Raw genomic sequence first — 16,743 nt, forward strand, 5'->3', positions numbered from 1 at the left:
CTAATACTTAGATAAAAGTTCCACAATTTCTTTCCTAAAAAGAATGTTTTCCCCGAAGCCAACCTCACTAGCGAGTTCACCAATTTGAGGCTTCTTTATTTTTGCTTGTTTTATTATGTTTTGATTTGAAAAGATATCTGTAGCTGATCCATCAGCAATAATTTGTTTATCCGCCATCGTCACTACTCTCGTGAAATTGTCAGTAACAAACTCCATATCATGAGTGATGGTTATGACACTCTTACCTTCATCCTTTAGTACATCCATAAGAGTTGATAGAACCTTAATTCCTTGCATATCTTGACCCGCTGTAGGTTCATCCAAAATGATATATGGTGTTTCTATTGCTAAAATAGCTGCAATTGAGATAAACTTTCTTGTTGAATACGGAACGTCATATGGGTTCATTTCTAAATAGTCACTCATACCTGTTAGTTCAACAGCTCTGCTTACACGCCGATCAATCTCTTTTTGATCAAGCTTTAAATAGCGCAACATATACTCAATTTCTTTTTTAACATTACTATTAAAAATTTGATCATCAGGGTTTTGAAATACATATCCTACAAAAGCTGATATTTGTGCAGTTGTTTTATCTTTCGTATTTATTCCATTAACAAGTACATCGCCCTTTGTTGGTTTATTCAATCCATTCATAAGCTTTACTGCTGTTGTTTTTCCTGCACCGTTTTGCCCAACAATCGCAACTCTTTCTCCACTTTCAATTAAGAGATTTAAATTTTCATTGGCAACAAATCCATTTGGGTATGCAAACGTTACATTTTTTAATTCAATTGCGCCCATTTACACATCCCATCCTTTTCATGATTTGCTCTTTAGCCTGTGATTTAGTAATCGTAATATAATCAAATGGCTTATCTAGTCTATTCATATCATGACCTAATAACGCAACTTGCGGCATTGCTACGTCTAGTTCTAATAATGCCTTATTTGAAAAAACCTCCATCGGTGTACCACTATCAACAATTTGTCCATTATTCATGACTAATACTTCATCAGAATACTCAGCAATTAAGTCAACTTTATGTTCGACTAATATGATTGTTTTCCCTTGTTCTTTTAACATATCGATGATCTCGAATACATCAGAAGTGCTTTCCGGATCAAGTTGCGACGTAGGTTCATCAATGACAAGAATATCGTTATTCATTGCGATAATTGATGCAAACGCCACTCTTTGACGTTGTCCCCCAGAAAGATTGTTTGGATTTTTCTTTATTAAATCTTCAATCTTTAAAAGCTTAACTACCTCAATAATCCTTTCAATCATTTCATTTTTTTCAATTCCAAGGTTTTCAAGCCCTAAAGCGATTTCCTCTAAAACTGTATCTTTTACACCACTTATTTGCGTAAATGGATTTTGAAAGATATAGCCAATTTTTGTCGATAAAAGATTACTGTCCCAATTACGAACATCTTTTCCTTCTATTAAAACATCACCAGAAAGATCACCTTGATAAAAATGTGGAATTAATCCTCTGACTAGGTTACAAAGTGATGTTTTCCCTCCACTATTTGGACCGATAATTCCATAAAATTTCCCTTTTTCAAAAGTATAATTAATATCTTTTAAAGCAAAGAAATCTGTTAGAGGATATTTATAAGAAACATTCTTTAACTCTATACCATTCATTAAATCAACCTCCAAATGATGAACAGAATAAGAGAAATATTTATTAACAATACCACCATTTTTTCCCATAAAGGAACTTGACGAAGCTCACTCATATGGGTGTTTTTTGTTGGTGAAGAAAATGCTCTGGCATCCATAGCAATAGCTTTCTCTTCCGTGCTAGCGATTGCCCCTAATAGGAGAGGCCCCATAATCGGCATGAACGCTTTTACCCTTCGGAATATAGTTCCTTCAGTTTCAATTCCTCGTGCTTTCTGAGAGTCCATGATTAACTTAGCCCTTTCCCCAAGGTCAATAATTGACTGTAAAGAACTTAGAATAATATAGGTTGTAGAGTGTGGTGCACCTAATTTTTCTAAAGCATACATTAAGTCCTTTGCTCGGGTTATTTTACTATACAGGACAAGGGATCCACATAACGAAACAACCAGGGTTGAAAACCAAACTCCTTGATTGATCCCCTCTTGAGTAATAGTAAAAACCCAAAAACTAAATAATATATTCTTACCTGGGATAAACATCGCTCTCATAATAAACAGTAAGGAACCGATTAATAATCCTAATTTAATGTAGATCTTTGCAAAGCTATAAAACTTCCCTGCTATAGCTGCTATTAAAAAATATAAGATAATGATACATACACTGACTTGCCAACTTTTCGAAATGATTGAAAAAATTGCGATGGCAATAACTAAATTTAATTTTGTTAATGGATTGAGATCTAAAAACCAGTTACCCGTCAGTTGAGGTTTATTAAAAGAAAATACATATTCATAATCCATATTCAGCTCACCCTCCATTTGAATAAGATGAAGTCTAGGCACTGACACATTACAGTTGAATATTAGTTATAAGGAGAGTGACCCTACTCATTTTTAAATAGAGTAAAGGACTCCCCTTTTTTATTGAATTAGTGTCGCTAAATTATTTATCAATAAAAAGTTCGCCTTGCGGAAGCTTCACTAAATTTCTCTTTGGAATACTCTTAAGAATAAAAAACACAATAATCAAAGTCGGAATTTTATCTAATAAATCAGCACATATCTCAGAAATATACGCTCCAGCTTGTACAGAAAAACCTACTTTCATCAACATACCAGTAATCATTCCAGTTGTTCCTGCTCCAAGTCCACCAAACATAAGGACTGTTATAGTAGCACCTAGTCCCCCTCCAATTGCAGCAAACCCAATAGAAGCTACAATTGTTTTCCATAAACTTTTAAACACACCTCTTCTTGCTAAAAATCCTGCAAGTAAACCAAAAAGTATATTTAACCATATATAAGCAAGTGTAGTTGGATTAGTAACCGAGATTGTTACATTTGTAATTGCTCCAACCAGTGCCCCTGGAATACCTCCACATAGTGCACCTACTACAATTGTTCCGATTGAATCAAGATAAATTGGAAGTTTTAGCAATAACACAATTTGTCCACCAATAAAGTTAACCGCAATACCAATAGGAATTAAGAACATTGTTAATTTAAAAGAATTTTTCATAAACTACCCTCCCAGTTTATAAAGACTGAATTTTCAGATATTAAAGATTAAAAAAAGAAATTAATTGATCTCTGTCATAATATTAAAATCAAGACTCGGTGCGTAAAGAATTTTTACTTTCTCAATTTCAATATTATTTTGGTCAAAAATACTACCTTCTGCTTTTAGTAATGCCTGTTCAGTTTCATCAATTTCTAATATTTCTCTCGTCTGTTGATTAATTATTTCTGGCCTTAATGAAATTTCTGTACGTTTAGGAAAAATGTTATATTTTTCTCTAAATACTTGATAAAGTGATTCCTTTTCAAAATCGTATTGATCTAGACCAGGGAATACACTGACAGGAAGTAATGACTTATCGATCATTAAATAGATGATTTTATCTTCTTTTTTAACACCCCTTGCCCGTACCAGCTTATAGTATTCTACTCCATCAATTGAAACGTTACTTTTCTCTAAAACTTTTGAATAACCAATTTCTTTTCTACTATTTAAATAATCAGTAAATCCACCAAAATTCGTAATACTATACTTTAATGGACTTAATAAAACTAATGTCCCTTTACCACGTACTTGTTGAACTAATCCATCATTTACTAATAAAGAAATTGCATTTCTAACAGTTCCCCTCGTAGTTTGAAACGCTTTCATAACTTCTGTTTCCGAAGGGATAAATTCCCCTTGCTTATATTCCCCATTCAATATTTGTTCTCTTAATTTTCGATACAATTGAACGTACAAAGGAATATAATCACTTTTATCTAACAACAGATAACCCCCTTCTTTCTCTATTTGTACACTTATGTGTACAAGTTAATAGTATAATTGATTTTTTATTCAGTCAACTGAATTTTCATAAAATTATAAAATTTAATTTAATCCTATATACACTAAAAACAAATAATGCTTCCCCTATACAATTAGAGGAAGCGATCGCTTAAAATATATTTTTTGTAAATTAAAGAAATAATTCGTTTTTACTACTTTAAAGATGAATTTATATCAATTAAGTTGATTGATTATTAACAAATTCCATCTTCCAGCTATAGTAATCATTATCTGGATTTTTTTCATATCGTAAATTTGCATCAAATTTATTTCCCTTTTTACTCGTTAAACCTTTTACTGTGGCCACCCCATCTTTCAACAGAGCTTTTACCATTGTTTTTGTAGGCTTTTTTTTCATTGTAGCTAAAAATTTATCATTCTTCCAAACGACGAATTTACAACCATTTTTCCAATTACTACATCCAAACCCTTTTTGTCCTTCTATAATTCCATGCCCACAAATAGGACATTTACCAAGTACCTCAATTGTTTTTTTATCATTCGACACTTCATTAATAATAACATCTTTTTCATGCTTAATTTTTTCTACTGCTGTTGAAGTAAAATTAAAAATAACATTTAGAAAAGAGTCTTTTGTAAATTTTTGTTTTTCAATATCTGATAAAGTTTTCTCTAATCGTCCTGTGAATTCTAAATCAAATAATTCTGTAATAGGGAATGTTTCAACTAACCTCTTCCCTACATCTGAACAAATTAAATTCTTATTTTGGGTTTCAATATAGCCCACATCTTTTAATTTTTTGATTGTTTCCGCTCTTGTAGCTGGAGTTCCAATACTATATCCACTTAATATCGCAGCCATTATTTCTTCACTTTCTTCATCATCTTTTCCTTTTCCACATGTTTCCATGATTCGGAGGAGAGTTTTTTCTGTATGATGTTTAGGTGGTTTCGTTACATGTGAAGAAATTTTATGATCTGTAACAGCTACTGTATCATTTATATTAACAAGAGGTAATATCGTATCCTTTGATTCAATTTTTTCAACTTTCTTCCATCCTTCAACTAATTGCACTTTCCCTTTTGAAATAAAATGCCCTTTTATTTCTAGATGATTTATTTTTGTCGTAATTTTAGTTTCTTCATATTCTGCAACAGGCATAAATTGCATAATAAATCGATTTTTAATGGATGTGTAAACAATTTCTTCGTCTTTCGTTAAAGATTTTGGAATTAGATAGGTCGGAATGATTGCACTATGACTTTCAACTTTTGATGTATCAAAAACACGTTTTGAATTAATAAACTTCACTTCATCCTCATAAGGTAAGCCTTTCTTTAAAATACCAAGAACCTTTGCAGCTCGCTCTACAAGACTTTCCTCTAAAACAACACTCGATGTTCTCGGATAGGTAATAAATTTTTTCTCATACAGAGATTGGGCAACTTTTAAGACTTTATCTGATGTCCATCCTTTGTATTTACTTGTTATAAAACCTTGTAAATTAGATAAGTTAAATAAATATTGTGGGTATTCTCTTTTTTTCTCAACTTGTTTATCTAATATGAAAGCTGTTTGGTTAGTAAGAGCTTTGTCTATCTCATCCAAGATTTCTTTATTCTTAAACTTTTCTTCTTCCTTCTCAACATATCCGCCTTCGAACTCTTTATTATCTTTTGTTTGAAAAGTTGCAGTTAATTTATAGTAAGTATCAGGTACAAATTGTTCAATTTCCTTATCTCGATCATAGATAATCTTTAAGGTTGGTAAAAGAACCCTACCAATGTTTAAAGCTTTGCCTTTTCCTTTTTGATATTTTAATGTTGCAACAGAAGTTAAATTAATTCCAATTACCCAATCTGCCCATTGTCTACTAATTCCAGCATCTTGAAGCGGCTTTAGTTCTGTATTTGGTTTAATGTTTTGTAATCCATTTAATACTTCATCAGGTGTCCATTCATTTAATAACAAACGGTATACCTTTTTGTCCGCCTTAAGATTATAAATGATCATATCTCCAATGATTTGTCCTTCTCGATCAAAATCACATGCGGATATGATCATATCAACATCATTTCGCTTAATTAAGCTATAAATGATTTTCAACTGCTTTTTAGCACCTAAATCTTCTTTATCTCTATTACGAGGGTCACTTTTTACTTTATATTGAAATTGAGGTGGGATAAAAGGAAAGTTTTCCATTTTCCACCTTAGCATTTTTTCATCGTAGTCTTTTGCATCATATAGTTGCAATAAATGACCGAATGCCCATGTAATAAAATAGCCATTCCCTTCAAAATAGCCATCTTTACGATCCTTAATTTTTAAAGCATCTGCAATATTTTTAGCAACAGATGGTTTTTCTGCAATAATTACCTTATTCAATGAATTTCCTCCTTGAAAAACCACTTAAAACTTATGATTTTCAACCATTGTGATTAATAATTCTATACTTAATTTTCACTTCACTATATAGGTCCTTTATTATTTTATAATAGAATCCAGTAATAAGTAATATATTAATACCAATATCATTTTCTAGCGATATTTATTTTCCATGTTACAAAAGCGCTTACTTGATTTATTTTTCAAAAAGTTATATAATAACTTCATCATTTATAAATGCTAAAATTTGTAAATGAAAATTTTTAACACGCAACACGTGGTTCGTTGTAGGAGGAAAAAGAAATATGCAAGGTAAAGTAAAATGGTTCAACAATGAAAAAGGTTTTGGATTTATCGAAGTTGAAGGTGGAGAAGATGTATTCGTACACTTTACTGCTATTCAAACTGATGGTTTTAGAGCATTAGAAGAAGGTCAAGAAGTATCTTTTGACATCGTTGAAGGAAACCGTGGACCTCAAGCTGCAAACGTTGTAAAATTATAATTTATTGCAATCAAAAGAGACTGTCCTACAGTCTCTTTTTTTGTATTTTTCAAATAGAACACCTAATTGTGGATATACTATCAACTAGTATTATACAAGGAGGGATTCAATGTCTCAGTTTACAGAATTTGAACAAGTTGAAATGAAAGTAAAAGCAGCTCAAAAATTAGTTGGTTATGCTACTATGAGCATGGATCAACAACAGTTAACTGACGCATCAACTGCAATTGAACAAGCTAGAACTCAGTTAGAAAAAATGAAGCTAGTTGCAACAGATTTAGATGAAGAATTTTTAGGAAATCAAGAAGCTGACTTAGTACAAGTAGAACAGCAATTACTCGAAGCTAAACAGTAGATTTTGTTGTATTAACATTGAACTAAATATAAATACTCGCCAATTTTCAATAAAAAGGATGCTGATATCTAACAAATGTTAGATAAGCATCCTTTAAATTTATAATTTTCCCCTCTATTAAACAAGACACTTACGATTCGTTAAAATCCATCCGCTTCCAGGTAAGAACATCCGAACCTTCTCTTTTGTACCTCACTACGGTGTCTCAGCTGCCTCGTTTTTACGCAAAAGTCTCATTGATTTTATCTCAAAACTCATTTTTATTAATTATCTACCATAAACTTAAAAGAGCTTAATTTTTATGACAGCTGTTTGACAGCTTCTGGCCATATTCCCTTAACTTTTCACCAACTGTACATTTATGTATACAGAAGGACTGTGCAAATCTTTGGTTGTGTTCTTTTCGAAAATGCTTATAAATAAAACATCCTTCGCAATATTGTTTCAAAATTGCATCAACTTCAGCAAAAACTTGTTTTCGTTCCATTCAATGATGTCCTCCTATTTTGCAAGATTCCACTGAATCTATACTTAGTAGTTATAATTTTAGGATGAACTTAGGATAGTTCTTTTGTACTTTCAATAAAGGTGCCCTTTAATGCTTGTGTAGCTAACATATCAGCCTCTTTGTTTTCATTTCTATTAAGCAAAACATATTGTACTGATAATTTTAATGTATTTAACGAAGATGATATGCGATCAGCATACTTTTCAAATTGTTCTTCATAACACGGCCATTCACCATTTAACTGTTTAATAACAACTTGTGAATCCCCATAAATAGTCACTTCTTGTCCTTTGATTGCCATTTCATCTAAGATAGAAATTGCATTTTCTAATGCTGCATATTCTGCTTCGTTATTATTACTTAAATCTGTCAGACGATTGTTATATCTTTTTCTATATTGTTTTCCATTCTGACTATAGTAAATACAGACTCCAATCCCACTTACTAATGTTTGGATATCAAAGCCACCATCAAAGAAAATTTTAAGATCATGCGGTTCTTCTTCTAATTCTTTTAAATACTTTATTATTTGTTTTTTAGTCCAAGTACTATTTGTCTCATCAACAAAAAGAAGATCTTTTGTTCTACCAGTACTATCAAAATCTTCTGCTAATAATAACGCCTCTTTTACTGGTAAATATTCAGTTTGTAACATTGTCGTATATCTTTTTTTCGTTTGATATGTCCAATGGATGGTTACTTTCATATACTTATCTCCTTTTTGTTAATTTCACTTTAAGAAAGAATATGTTGTTACTATATAAGATAGTAATTTAAAAAGATTTTGTTATAGATATTTGGTGATAAAGTGAAACTTCCATCAGTGGGGGTTTTCTTCATCCCCACTGATGGTTAGTTGAACCAATCGGGCTTTTATGGGCAGTTATCCGCCACTTATCTTCCTCGCTTTCCTATCAATCTCGAGGTGGGGGTCTTACTGCCCGTTAATGCGGGATAAATTAGTTGATTGGAACGGAAGGTGCGAGACTCCTGTGGGAGCAGTGGGACAGGTGAGACCCCGCAGGAGCGATAGCGACGAGGAGGCTCACCGCCCACCCCACGGAAAGCGAGCATCCTGCAGTGGAAATCAACTAATCTCATTATTAAATACTAACAAAGTTTCCTTAAACGGCCTAAAGACTCATTAATTGAGTTCGTAGAAAACTATAAAAAAGCCTTCTTTTAATAATGTAACTTAAAATTCATTTTCCTTAGAGACAATATTATAAAAGAACATAACGAAAAGTTCCATTTTCTTCCTTGTAAATGTTTCCTTTTCAAATAATCTATACTACAATTAGTATAATTAACAGTTTGGAGGTTTATATGATTGAAGTTTACATAGACGGAGCCTCAAAAGGAAATCCTGGTCCATCAGGTGCTGGAGTTTTTATTAAAGGTACCTCAGAGCCTCATTTTTTTAGTATACCACTACCCGAAATGTCTAATCACGAGGCAGAGTTTAATGCATTAATTCATGCATTAACATTATGTATTGAAAAAAAGTATTCAATTGTTTCATTTCGAACCGATTCTAAGGTTGTAGAGGAAACAATCGAAAAAAAATTTACTAAAAATACAGTTTTCAAACCTCTTTTAGACAAGGCGTTATTGTTAATCGATCAATTTGATTTATTTTTTATAAAATGGATTCCATCAAATTTAAATAAGGTAGCAGATGAACTTGCAAGAAAAGCAATTAAGTAAAAGGGAATGATGTGCGTATGAAATATAAATTACTTTCAACAATCTTTCTATTAATAATTGCCTTTATTTGGGGCTTCACATTCTTTATTGTCGGGCAAGCGATTACGATTGTACAACCATTTACATTTAATACGATTCGATTTTTAATCGCATCCATTGCCTTAATCATTGTTCAATCTTTTTTAAATCGTGATAAACAAACTAAATCTAAAAATAAAGTTGGATTTATTTATCCTGGAATTATATTAGGCTTTTTTCTATTTATTGGATTATCATTTCAAACATTTAGTCTTGCTACAACTTCAAGGTCAAACTTAGGAATTATATCTTTATTAAGTATTTTATTTGTTCCATTACTATTATTTTTTAAAGAGAATAAAAAGCAAAATACACTTTCTATTATTACTTTACTAATCGCTATCATTGGCTTAATAATACAGCTCTTAACAAATAAATTCACATTTAATATTACGAATATTCTTACAATTATTTGTGCAATTTCATTTTCATTTCATATTATATTCTCTAAGAAATTTACTGCAACCTTTGATATCCTTTCATTAACCACCGTTCAAGTTGTATCTGTTTGTCTTTTTTCATGGACTTTTGCACTTATTTTTGAAAATTGGCAGGTAGTCTTTAACCATAACTTATGGTCAAATAAACTTTTTATGGCATCTGTTTTATTTACAGCATTTTTTTCTACTGGCATTGCATTTTTTATCCAAATGTATGCTCAAAAATATATCACACCTACCAAGGTTGCGATTATTTTATCGACCCAGACTATTTTTTCTACATTGACTGATCATTATTTTGATGGAAGACATCTAACTAAGTATATCCTAATTAGTTGCTTCTTACTTTTCATTTCTATACTTCTTTCTGAAATTAATTTAACTAAAAAAGATAGAAAAAAAGAAATAACCACTCACATAATGTGAATGGTTATTTTTTTCCCGTAAATGCCGTTATCCCTTTTATGTCTTTAGTAAACCGGAACTCCAAGGTGGATGTCCTCACAAGTAACTTTCATCTTCCGAAAAGGCATGATGTTGTTACTTAAATATCGGTCTTCCTAAATATGCTCATTGGTTTAAGACATAAATTGACTACGCACACAACAGGCTATTCTATTATTAATTTATTTTTATTAATCATTCCCCGCAATGCCGTTATCCCTTTTATGTCTATAGTAAACCGGAACTCCAAGGTGGATGTCCTCACAAGTAACGTTCATCTTCCTAAAAAGGCACAATGTTGTTACTTAAATATCGGTCTTCCTAATAATGCTCATTGGTTTAAGACATAAATTAACAACGCACACCGCAGGTCTTTTATTTCTGTTCTCTTATATTAAATGATTATTTATTTGTTTGCAAGGATTTTTATTACTTTTTTTCAATTGCATTTTCACTATAAGAAATCCAATCACTGTAACTCCCAGCGTACAATTTTACTTTTTGATACCCTGCTTCTTCTAGTGCTAATACATTTACACACCCGGTTACTCCTGAACCACAATAAACAATGATTTCTTTATCATTTGAAATAGGAGAAAAGTGTTCTTGAAGTTCAATCTTATTTTTAAATAATCCTTCATCATTAAGCGTATTTTTCCAAAAATAATTAACTGCAGTTGGGATATGTCCTGCGATCGCATCAATTGGTTCATATTCCCCTCGATATCGTATATCTTCTCTAGAGTCGATTAGTTCCGTGTTATCGTCCTCAAAGCCCTTACGTACAACTTGATGATCAACAATGTATGATTCTGTTTGTCTAAGACGATAATTTATAGGGTCCATCTGTATTATTTCTGAAGTTGTAGGTAAATGATTTTTAACCCAAGAATCAATCCCACCATTAAGAATAAACATAGTTTCATGGCCAATTAATTTTAATAACATTAAACATCTAGCAGCATTTTCATGAGTACCACTATCATAGCAAATAATAATGGAATCATTTGAAACACCTATACTACCTAAATAGTCACAAAACGTATTTAAATCCGGTAATGGATGTCTTCCACCATGCTGTTCAATTGCTCCAGATAGATTCTCATTTAAATCAATATATTGAGCAAATGGTATATGACTTTTATGATATTCTTCTCTACCAAATTTCGGATTATTTAAATCAAAACGGCAATCTAAAAACTTTACATGTTTATTCTTACTTAACGTGTAGGCAGTACTTGCAGAAATAAAATACTTCAAGACTTCTCCTCCATTACTAGTTAATTTCATTAAATAACGAAACTATTTTTTCTAATTCGTTTACATTATTAACACTATTTAATTCTTCAAGTAGCTCAGAAAGTGAATAATTTGTTTCATTTATATAAAATTCCACAATATTATCTTGTTTTTTCAAGTACTCACTACGATAAAACGCTTGAAAATCACCATTCATTTTTTGTAAAAATTCTTCTAATGGTTGATGGAATAAACTAATCAATTCTTCTAGCATTTTTTCCTTCATGCCATTTTCAAAAAATGATTTAGGATTTTTATAAAATTTATCTAATTTATGAAACCTCTCCAACTGAATAAATTCATGAGGCTTTTTAATTGTAGGACTTAAATAATCTTTTAAATCATATGCCTCTATTGAAAGATCTTTAAAATAGGATTGAATAGTAGTTATTATTTTTCCGTTTATATCGTTTAATATTTTATGAACAAATTTTTCGATTCGATATGACGTTACATGAAGCTCTTGAATCAGCTCATCAAATATAAAGAATAAGAAATCTCGTAGAATGTTTTGTAATACTTCCTTTACATTTTTAGTAGAACTATTTAGAACACTAGGGTTGTAGAAGGTTGTAAATAAATCTCTCATCCTTAATTCGATTCTTTTATGAATGTAATAAGTTAATTGTTGAATTTCTTCTGTTACATTCAATGGCATTTTCATTGACTTTTGCTCTTCAAAATAACCTGTAAGAGCCATTTTTGCATTCTTTATTTCAAGAATATATTGTTCTTTCTTTAATTGATTTCCATGATGATTTTCTAAAATAGATTTTATATAGTTTTTTAATTGTAAAATGTCCTGTCTGAAACTAGTAAAAGCTTGATAAGCCATATCATTAACTAAATAGTTTTGAACGAACTTAGTTAATTCTGTATATTGGTTTATTAAGTGTTCTTGGACAACATTACTTAAATCGTATCCTTTATATTGAAGTAAGCTTGAAATCGTGAAAATTCTAGGGAACCTTACACCAAGTCTTACTAATTGTTGTTCAAAATACTGTTTAACAGTACTTAGTTCAGAAAGGTCCTCTGCTAAATCTGATGCATTTAATAAAAAGACTACTTTATCTGAATCAAAGCTTTCTCTCATTTGACCAATTTGAATTAAAAATGACTCATCTTGTCTTGTAAATGCATGTTGATAATGAGATACATAGATAATAAGATCTGCATTTTTTAAATAACTAAAAGCAACCTCTGTATGTCTAGAATGAATACTATTGCCCCCTGGTGTATCTACAAGAACAATACCTTGGAGTGTTAATTCACAATCAAAATAAACTGTACTTTCTAGAACAAAACAAGCCTTTCCTTCATCACTAATCATATCGTTATAATCGTCAAGTTTATATGTTTGTTCAGTTCCTAATATACTCTTCATTTCTTCATAGAAATTAACAACATTTTCTACATACGTAACTGAATCGATAGGGATACTTTGTTTATGATTCGTTAAAATATTTCTTACATTCATAAACCAATCTTGTTTTTCAAGTTTAAAACCCCATTTATTAAATAGCTCAGTAAATTCTTCTTCAAAAATCTTATCTGATTTAAATTTTATATCAGCAGTTCTGTTCATCTTACTTTCAGATGATTTTTTAATATGACATATCGCTGCTGTTGTTGGATGCGGTGAAACTGCTAAAATTCTTTCACCTAATAATGTATTTATGAATGAAGATTTTCCTGAACTAAAAGCACCAAACAATGCAAGTGTATATTCACTATTTTTTATTTGATTTCTTTTCTTCGTTAATTGCTCGATTCTTCTTTTTACGAGTGATACATTTTCTAAATTGATTAATAAATGATCATACTGTTTATACTTTTCATCAATGTTTTCTATTTTTTCTTCTACTTTAGTAGGTTCAGTAGTTTCCTCTTCTATCACAATTGTTTGGTCTACTAAACTATTTTCTTTAGTAGTGAATTTAGCTATTTCACTTGAACGAACTACTTGAATATCTTCAGTTTCAGTCGGTAGTTCTATTTGTAAATCGGTATCAAATATTTTTTCCAGGCCATCTAATTTTTCTTGTAAATCCTTCTTTGACCTCATTAATTCCCAATATTGGTCTTGATTTTTAGATGCATTTTGTAAATTCGATGTTAATTGATCTTTAGATGATTGATATTTTTCGGTAATAGAAGGTTCAACACTATTAAGAAAGTCAAGTACTGCTTTTTTATATAATTTTTGAATTGACTCTCCTATATCTTTTGAAATTTGTAAAAGAAACTGTCCATCAGTATTTGTAATTTCTATATTTTCCGAGATTAATTCATCTAATGAAAAGTTTAATTCAATTAATTTAATATGATCTTTTAATGATTCATCATATAAGACCATTTTTTCAAGATTTTTTACTAGTTGTTCTTTTATATAATATTCCACAAGTTTTTTTGTTGAATCTGAAAGAAGGCTAGATAGCTCCAGTTTAGATTCTTCAACAATCGATTCAAGTTTCTTTCTTGATTGAAAAAAGCTCTTTTGACGAAGCGCTTTCAAACTATCTAAGTAATTTTTAACGCGTTCCCTCATTTCATATGGTGTTAAATTTGCATTCGTAATAACGAGATTCGTCGATTGAGTAAATTCTTTTCGCCAATTAGTGAATTCATCCTCAATACTTTTTAGTTCCTCACTAATTTGTTCAATTAATGTAATATCATTACTTGATTCAACTTCTTGATCAATTGTTGAAATTTCACTTTCAATGTCATTCATTTGCTGTTTAATGATTTGAATTAAGTTCTCCTTATTTCTTTCAAAATAAGAAGATTGAATTTCAATCGGTAATTGTTTTACAAAATCGATTAGTTGGTCCAAATCATTGTTCGGAAACTGAACATTTTTTGTAGATATATAAAATATTTGATCGATAAACACACCTTGATTATGAAAATTCTTTATGACGCCTTCTTTAAAATCTGAAAAAGATAATTCTTCTTCTACATGCTTATCAATACATGTAATGATTAATGAAACTTCCTTATTCGACTCGATTAATTTTTTAATATAATCAATATTTGTACGTGAATGGACATGCTGATAGTCCATTAAATAAAATATATGATCTGAAAGATTGATGACAGATTCTGTTGCTTCCAGATGTTCGACATCAATCGAATCAATACCAGGAGTATCAACTATAACAACATTTGGATCTAACTGAAATTCAGGTTTTGTCCACTCTACCTCAATAATTTCATGGCCATTCTTCATGACTTCTTTTAATTCTGTTTGATTAAGAATACCTTCAACACTAAATAACTCACCGTTTTTATTTGTCAAAACTAAGTTTTGATTTCCATTTTTTAGTTTGACAACGTTTGCACTCGTCGGAATTGGACTTGTTGGCAATTCGTCCACTCCAAGTAATACATTTAATAAAGATGATTTGCCCGCAGAAAAATGTCCACAAAACACAAAATATTTATCAGTGTTTGTCACTTTAGTAAGCAGTTTCTTCAATTGAAAAAGTTCTTTATGATTACCTTGTTCTTTTAATAATTGAATACTTAGTTTAATTCTTTCTTGAAGTTGAAAATCATTTGTAGTTACTTTTTGCACAATGTTATACCCCTTTAAATCATTCTCTACATTATTTTACTAAAAAATGATACCGCTTAAAAGCATAAAAAAAATACTAGGATGGCTCCTAGTATTATATATTTTTTAATACGTATTTAGTAACTCCAAAATATAACCCTAATGTAACTGCAAGGAATCCAATAACCATTCCGAACATCTCCTTAATCATTGATAATGATTTTCATTTCTATTTAAATTTTATCAATTATTTTCTAAATGTCAATAAAATTTTCAATATTAGTCTTACATATAGGTTCTTTCCGAATACATTGCTATTATTTTAGACTGCGTTAGTTGATTACAACTCCAGGATGCTCCCTTTCCGTGGGGCGTGAGCTGAGCCTCCTCGTCGCTATCGCTCCTGCGGGGTCTCAGCCTTCCCGCTTTTCCCACAGGAGTCTCGCACTTTCCGCTGTAATCAACTTCTGTCTTTAAATTTAGTAATCTTAAAAGCAACAATCTTTTAGAAAAGAGAACTCCATGCAAATATAATTTTCACCATGGCCCATGAAAATATGTAATAAAGGTTCTTTCAGGGTAGAGCTGAAGAAACACACCTAAACGCATGGATATAGTAAATCCATGCGTTTTGTCTAATTTAATTGAGGTTATGTTACAACAACATAATACAATTTTATTCGTTTTCTGCTTTTTTGTGGACACAGAATACCTTATTTTCATAAATATAACTATTTTAGAGATGTTTTAGGACACAGAGTATGTTATTTAGTTAAAATCAATCAAGATGACAAGTTTTTAGCTAATTAAGGGAACGTGTGTCCCATAACCAGAAATTCCTCTTTTTTGATAAAGATAGCGGAACCTGAGTCCGCGAAATGGAAGCTCATATCAATATTTTGTTTAACAGGGACCACTATGAAAATGTGCAATATAGGTTATTTTCAGGTTATTCTTTTGAAAAGAGTAAAAAAAGCAATTCAACATTTTCATTTTTCAATGAAGATGTCGAATTGCTTTATTAGTTTTAAAGGAGTGTTTCGTGTTGTGCTTTTATAGTTTAAATCATTTTATTTGATTCTTCCTTCTCAATTGTTGGTTCATTAACCAGTTCTTTACAGTTCGTGTTTAATCTAATTTAATGACTTCACAATTTCGTCACATTTTCTTCACCACTCCTCCTTATTTTTCTTTGAGTTATAAGGTTTTACCTATACATATAGTGTTAATTGTAAAAACGACACATTTGTGAACAAATTTATAAAATATAGATAATTTTTATAGATTTTGTATGATGAAATTGTAAGTTAATTCCAATTACTTTCACAGTTTTAAAGGGGGAGGCATTATGAAAACTCGCTTAGAGAATGGCAAAGTTAAAGTAGTAAAAGAATCTTCTACTTCGTTAAAAGGAACAATGGTTTCCGTTTTACTTTTATTAGGTTTCATTCTCTTTACTTGGTTTAGTGTATTTGCAATTTTTTTAGACCGTAGGTAACAGCATATAGGGGGAATGGG

General features: G+C 30.8%; 15 protein-coding genes and 2 other RNA genes. 5 read left to right on the top strand and 12 right to left on the bottom strand.

All coding sequences use genetic code 11. The features are described from left to right. The 6 genes from J5Y03_RS02980 to J5Y03_RS03005 all read right to left on the bottom strand — a co-directional run bounded on the left by J5Y03_RS02980 (position 1) and on the right by J5Y03_RS03005 (position 6,329). Positions 1-804, bottom strand: coding sequence for an energy-coupling factor ABC transporter ATP-binding protein (locus J5Y03_RS02980; RefSeq protein ID WP_209402394.1), 804 nt, complete (start codon positions 802-804; stop codon positions 1-3). Further along, on the bottom strand, positions 791-1,654 hold the full coding sequence (locus J5Y03_RS02985; protein WP_209402396.1) for an energy-coupling factor ABC transporter ATP-binding protein: 864 nt from the start codon (positions 1,652-1,654) through the stop codon (positions 791-793). Before J5Y03_RS02985 ends, J5Y03_RS02980 begins: the two co-directional genes overlap by 14 nt. Then, a complete protein-coding gene (locus tag J5Y03_RS02990; protein ID WP_209402398.1) occupies positions 1,654-2,436 on the bottom strand; it encodes an energy-coupling factor transporter transmembrane component T family protein in 783 nt (260 codons plus the stop codon). Before J5Y03_RS02990 ends, J5Y03_RS02985 begins: the two co-directional genes overlap by 1 nt. A gap of 142 nt (positions 2,437-2,578) precedes the next feature. Continuing rightward, positions 2,579-3,154, bottom strand: a complete 576-nt coding sequence (locus tag J5Y03_RS02995) for a hypothetical protein (RefSeq protein ID WP_209402400.1) — start codon at positions 3,152-3,154, stop codon at positions 2,579-2,581. A gap of 60 nt (positions 3,155-3,214) precedes the next feature. After that, positions 3,215-3,922, bottom strand: a complete 708-nt coding sequence (locus tag J5Y03_RS03000) for a GntR family transcriptional regulator (protein WP_209402402.1) — start codon at positions 3,920-3,922, stop codon at positions 3,215-3,217. A gap of 238 nt (positions 3,923-4,160) precedes the next feature. Then, positions 4,161-6,329 carry a type IA DNA topoisomerase gene (locus tag J5Y03_RS03005; protein ID WP_209402404.1) on the bottom strand — a complete coding sequence of 723 codons (2,169 nt, stop codon included), beginning with the start codon at positions 6,327-6,329 and terminating at the stop codon, positions 4,161-4,163. 305 nt (positions 6,330-6,634) lie between these two features. On the opposite strand from J5Y03_RS03005, the gene cspD reads away from it, so the two are divergent. Both cspD and J5Y03_RS03015 read left to right on the top strand, forming a co-directional pair. Beyond that, on the top strand, positions 6,635-6,832 hold the full coding sequence (gene cspD, locus J5Y03_RS03010; RefSeq protein ID WP_209402406.1) for a cold-shock protein CspD: 198 nt from the start codon (positions 6,635-6,637) through the stop codon (positions 6,830-6,832). A gap of 109 nt (positions 6,833-6,941) precedes the next feature. Further along, positions 6,942-7,187 carry a DUF2564 family protein gene (locus tag J5Y03_RS03015; protein ID WP_209402408.1) on the top strand — a complete coding sequence of 82 codons (246 nt, stop codon included), beginning with the start codon at positions 6,942-6,944 and terminating at the stop codon, positions 7,185-7,187. A gap of 292 nt (positions 7,188-7,479) precedes the next feature. Here the strand turns inward: J5Y03_RS03015 and J5Y03_RS03020 are convergent, their stop codons facing one another. Both J5Y03_RS03020 and J5Y03_RS03025 read right to left on the bottom strand, forming a co-directional pair. Beyond that, complete coding sequence (locus J5Y03_RS03020) at positions 7,480-7,674, bottom strand: zinc-finger domain-containing protein (RefSeq protein WP_209402410.1); 195 nt, start codon at positions 7,672-7,674, stop codon at positions 7,480-7,482. A gap of 70 nt (positions 7,675-7,744) precedes the next feature. Beyond that, on the bottom strand, positions 7,745-8,401 hold the full coding sequence (locus J5Y03_RS03025) for a reverse transcriptase-like protein (protein WP_209402412.1): 657 nt from the start codon (positions 8,399-8,401) through the stop codon (positions 7,745-7,747). A 620-nt stretch (positions 8,402-9,021) separates the two neighbouring features. Here J5Y03_RS03025 and J5Y03_RS03030 point away from each other — a divergent pair. Both J5Y03_RS03030 and J5Y03_RS03035 read left to right on the top strand, forming a co-directional pair. Beyond that, positions 9,022-9,402, top strand: a complete 381-nt coding sequence (locus J5Y03_RS03030) for a reverse transcriptase-like protein (RefSeq protein ID WP_209402414.1) — start codon at positions 9,022-9,024, stop codon at positions 9,400-9,402. A 17-nt stretch (positions 9,403-9,419) separates the two neighbouring features. Next, positions 9,420-10,346 carry a DMT family transporter gene (locus J5Y03_RS03035; protein ID WP_209402416.1) on the top strand — a complete coding sequence of 309 codons (927 nt, stop codon included), beginning with the start codon at positions 9,420-9,422 and terminating at the stop codon, positions 10,344-10,346. A gap of 8 nt (positions 10,347-10,354) precedes the next feature. On the opposite strand, the gene ssrS (J5Y03_RS03040) is transcribed toward J5Y03_RS03035, so the two are convergent. From ssrS (J5Y03_RS03040) to J5Y03_RS03055, 4 genes are all read right to left on the bottom strand, one after another. Then, positions 10,355-10,535: non-coding RNA, 6S RNA (ssrS, locus tag J5Y03_RS03040), on the bottom strand. A 24-nt stretch (positions 10,536-10,559) separates the two neighbouring features. Beyond that, positions 10,560-10,740: non-coding RNA, 6S RNA (gene ssrS, locus J5Y03_RS03045), on the bottom strand. Positions 10,741-10,793: 53 nt separating this feature from the next. Further along, entirely contained in the window at positions 10,794-11,624 is an 831-nt protein-coding gene (locus J5Y03_RS03050) for a sulfurtransferase (protein ID WP_209402418.1), read from the bottom strand. A gap of 16 nt (positions 11,625-11,640) precedes the next feature. After that, positions 11,641-15,246: a dynamin family protein gene (locus J5Y03_RS03055; protein ID WP_209402420.1), complete on the bottom strand. Its 3,606-nt coding sequence runs from the start codon at positions 15,244-15,246 to the stop codon at positions 11,641-11,643. A gap of 1,327 nt (positions 15,247-16,573) precedes the next feature. Between J5Y03_RS03055 and J5Y03_RS03060 the strand changes: the two genes are divergently transcribed. Continuing rightward, entirely contained in the window at positions 16,574-16,723 is a 150-nt protein-coding gene (locus tag J5Y03_RS03060) for a cytochrome c oxidase subunit 2A (RefSeq protein WP_209402422.1), read from the top strand. The last annotated feature ends 20 nt before the right edge of the window (positions 16,724-16,743 follow it).

Origin of the sequence: Gottfriedia endophytica (genome assembly GCF_017814275.1) — a bacterium.
GTDB classification, from domain to species: Bacteria; Bacillota; Bacilli; order Bacillales; family Bacillaceae_G; genus Gottfriedia; species Gottfriedia endophytica.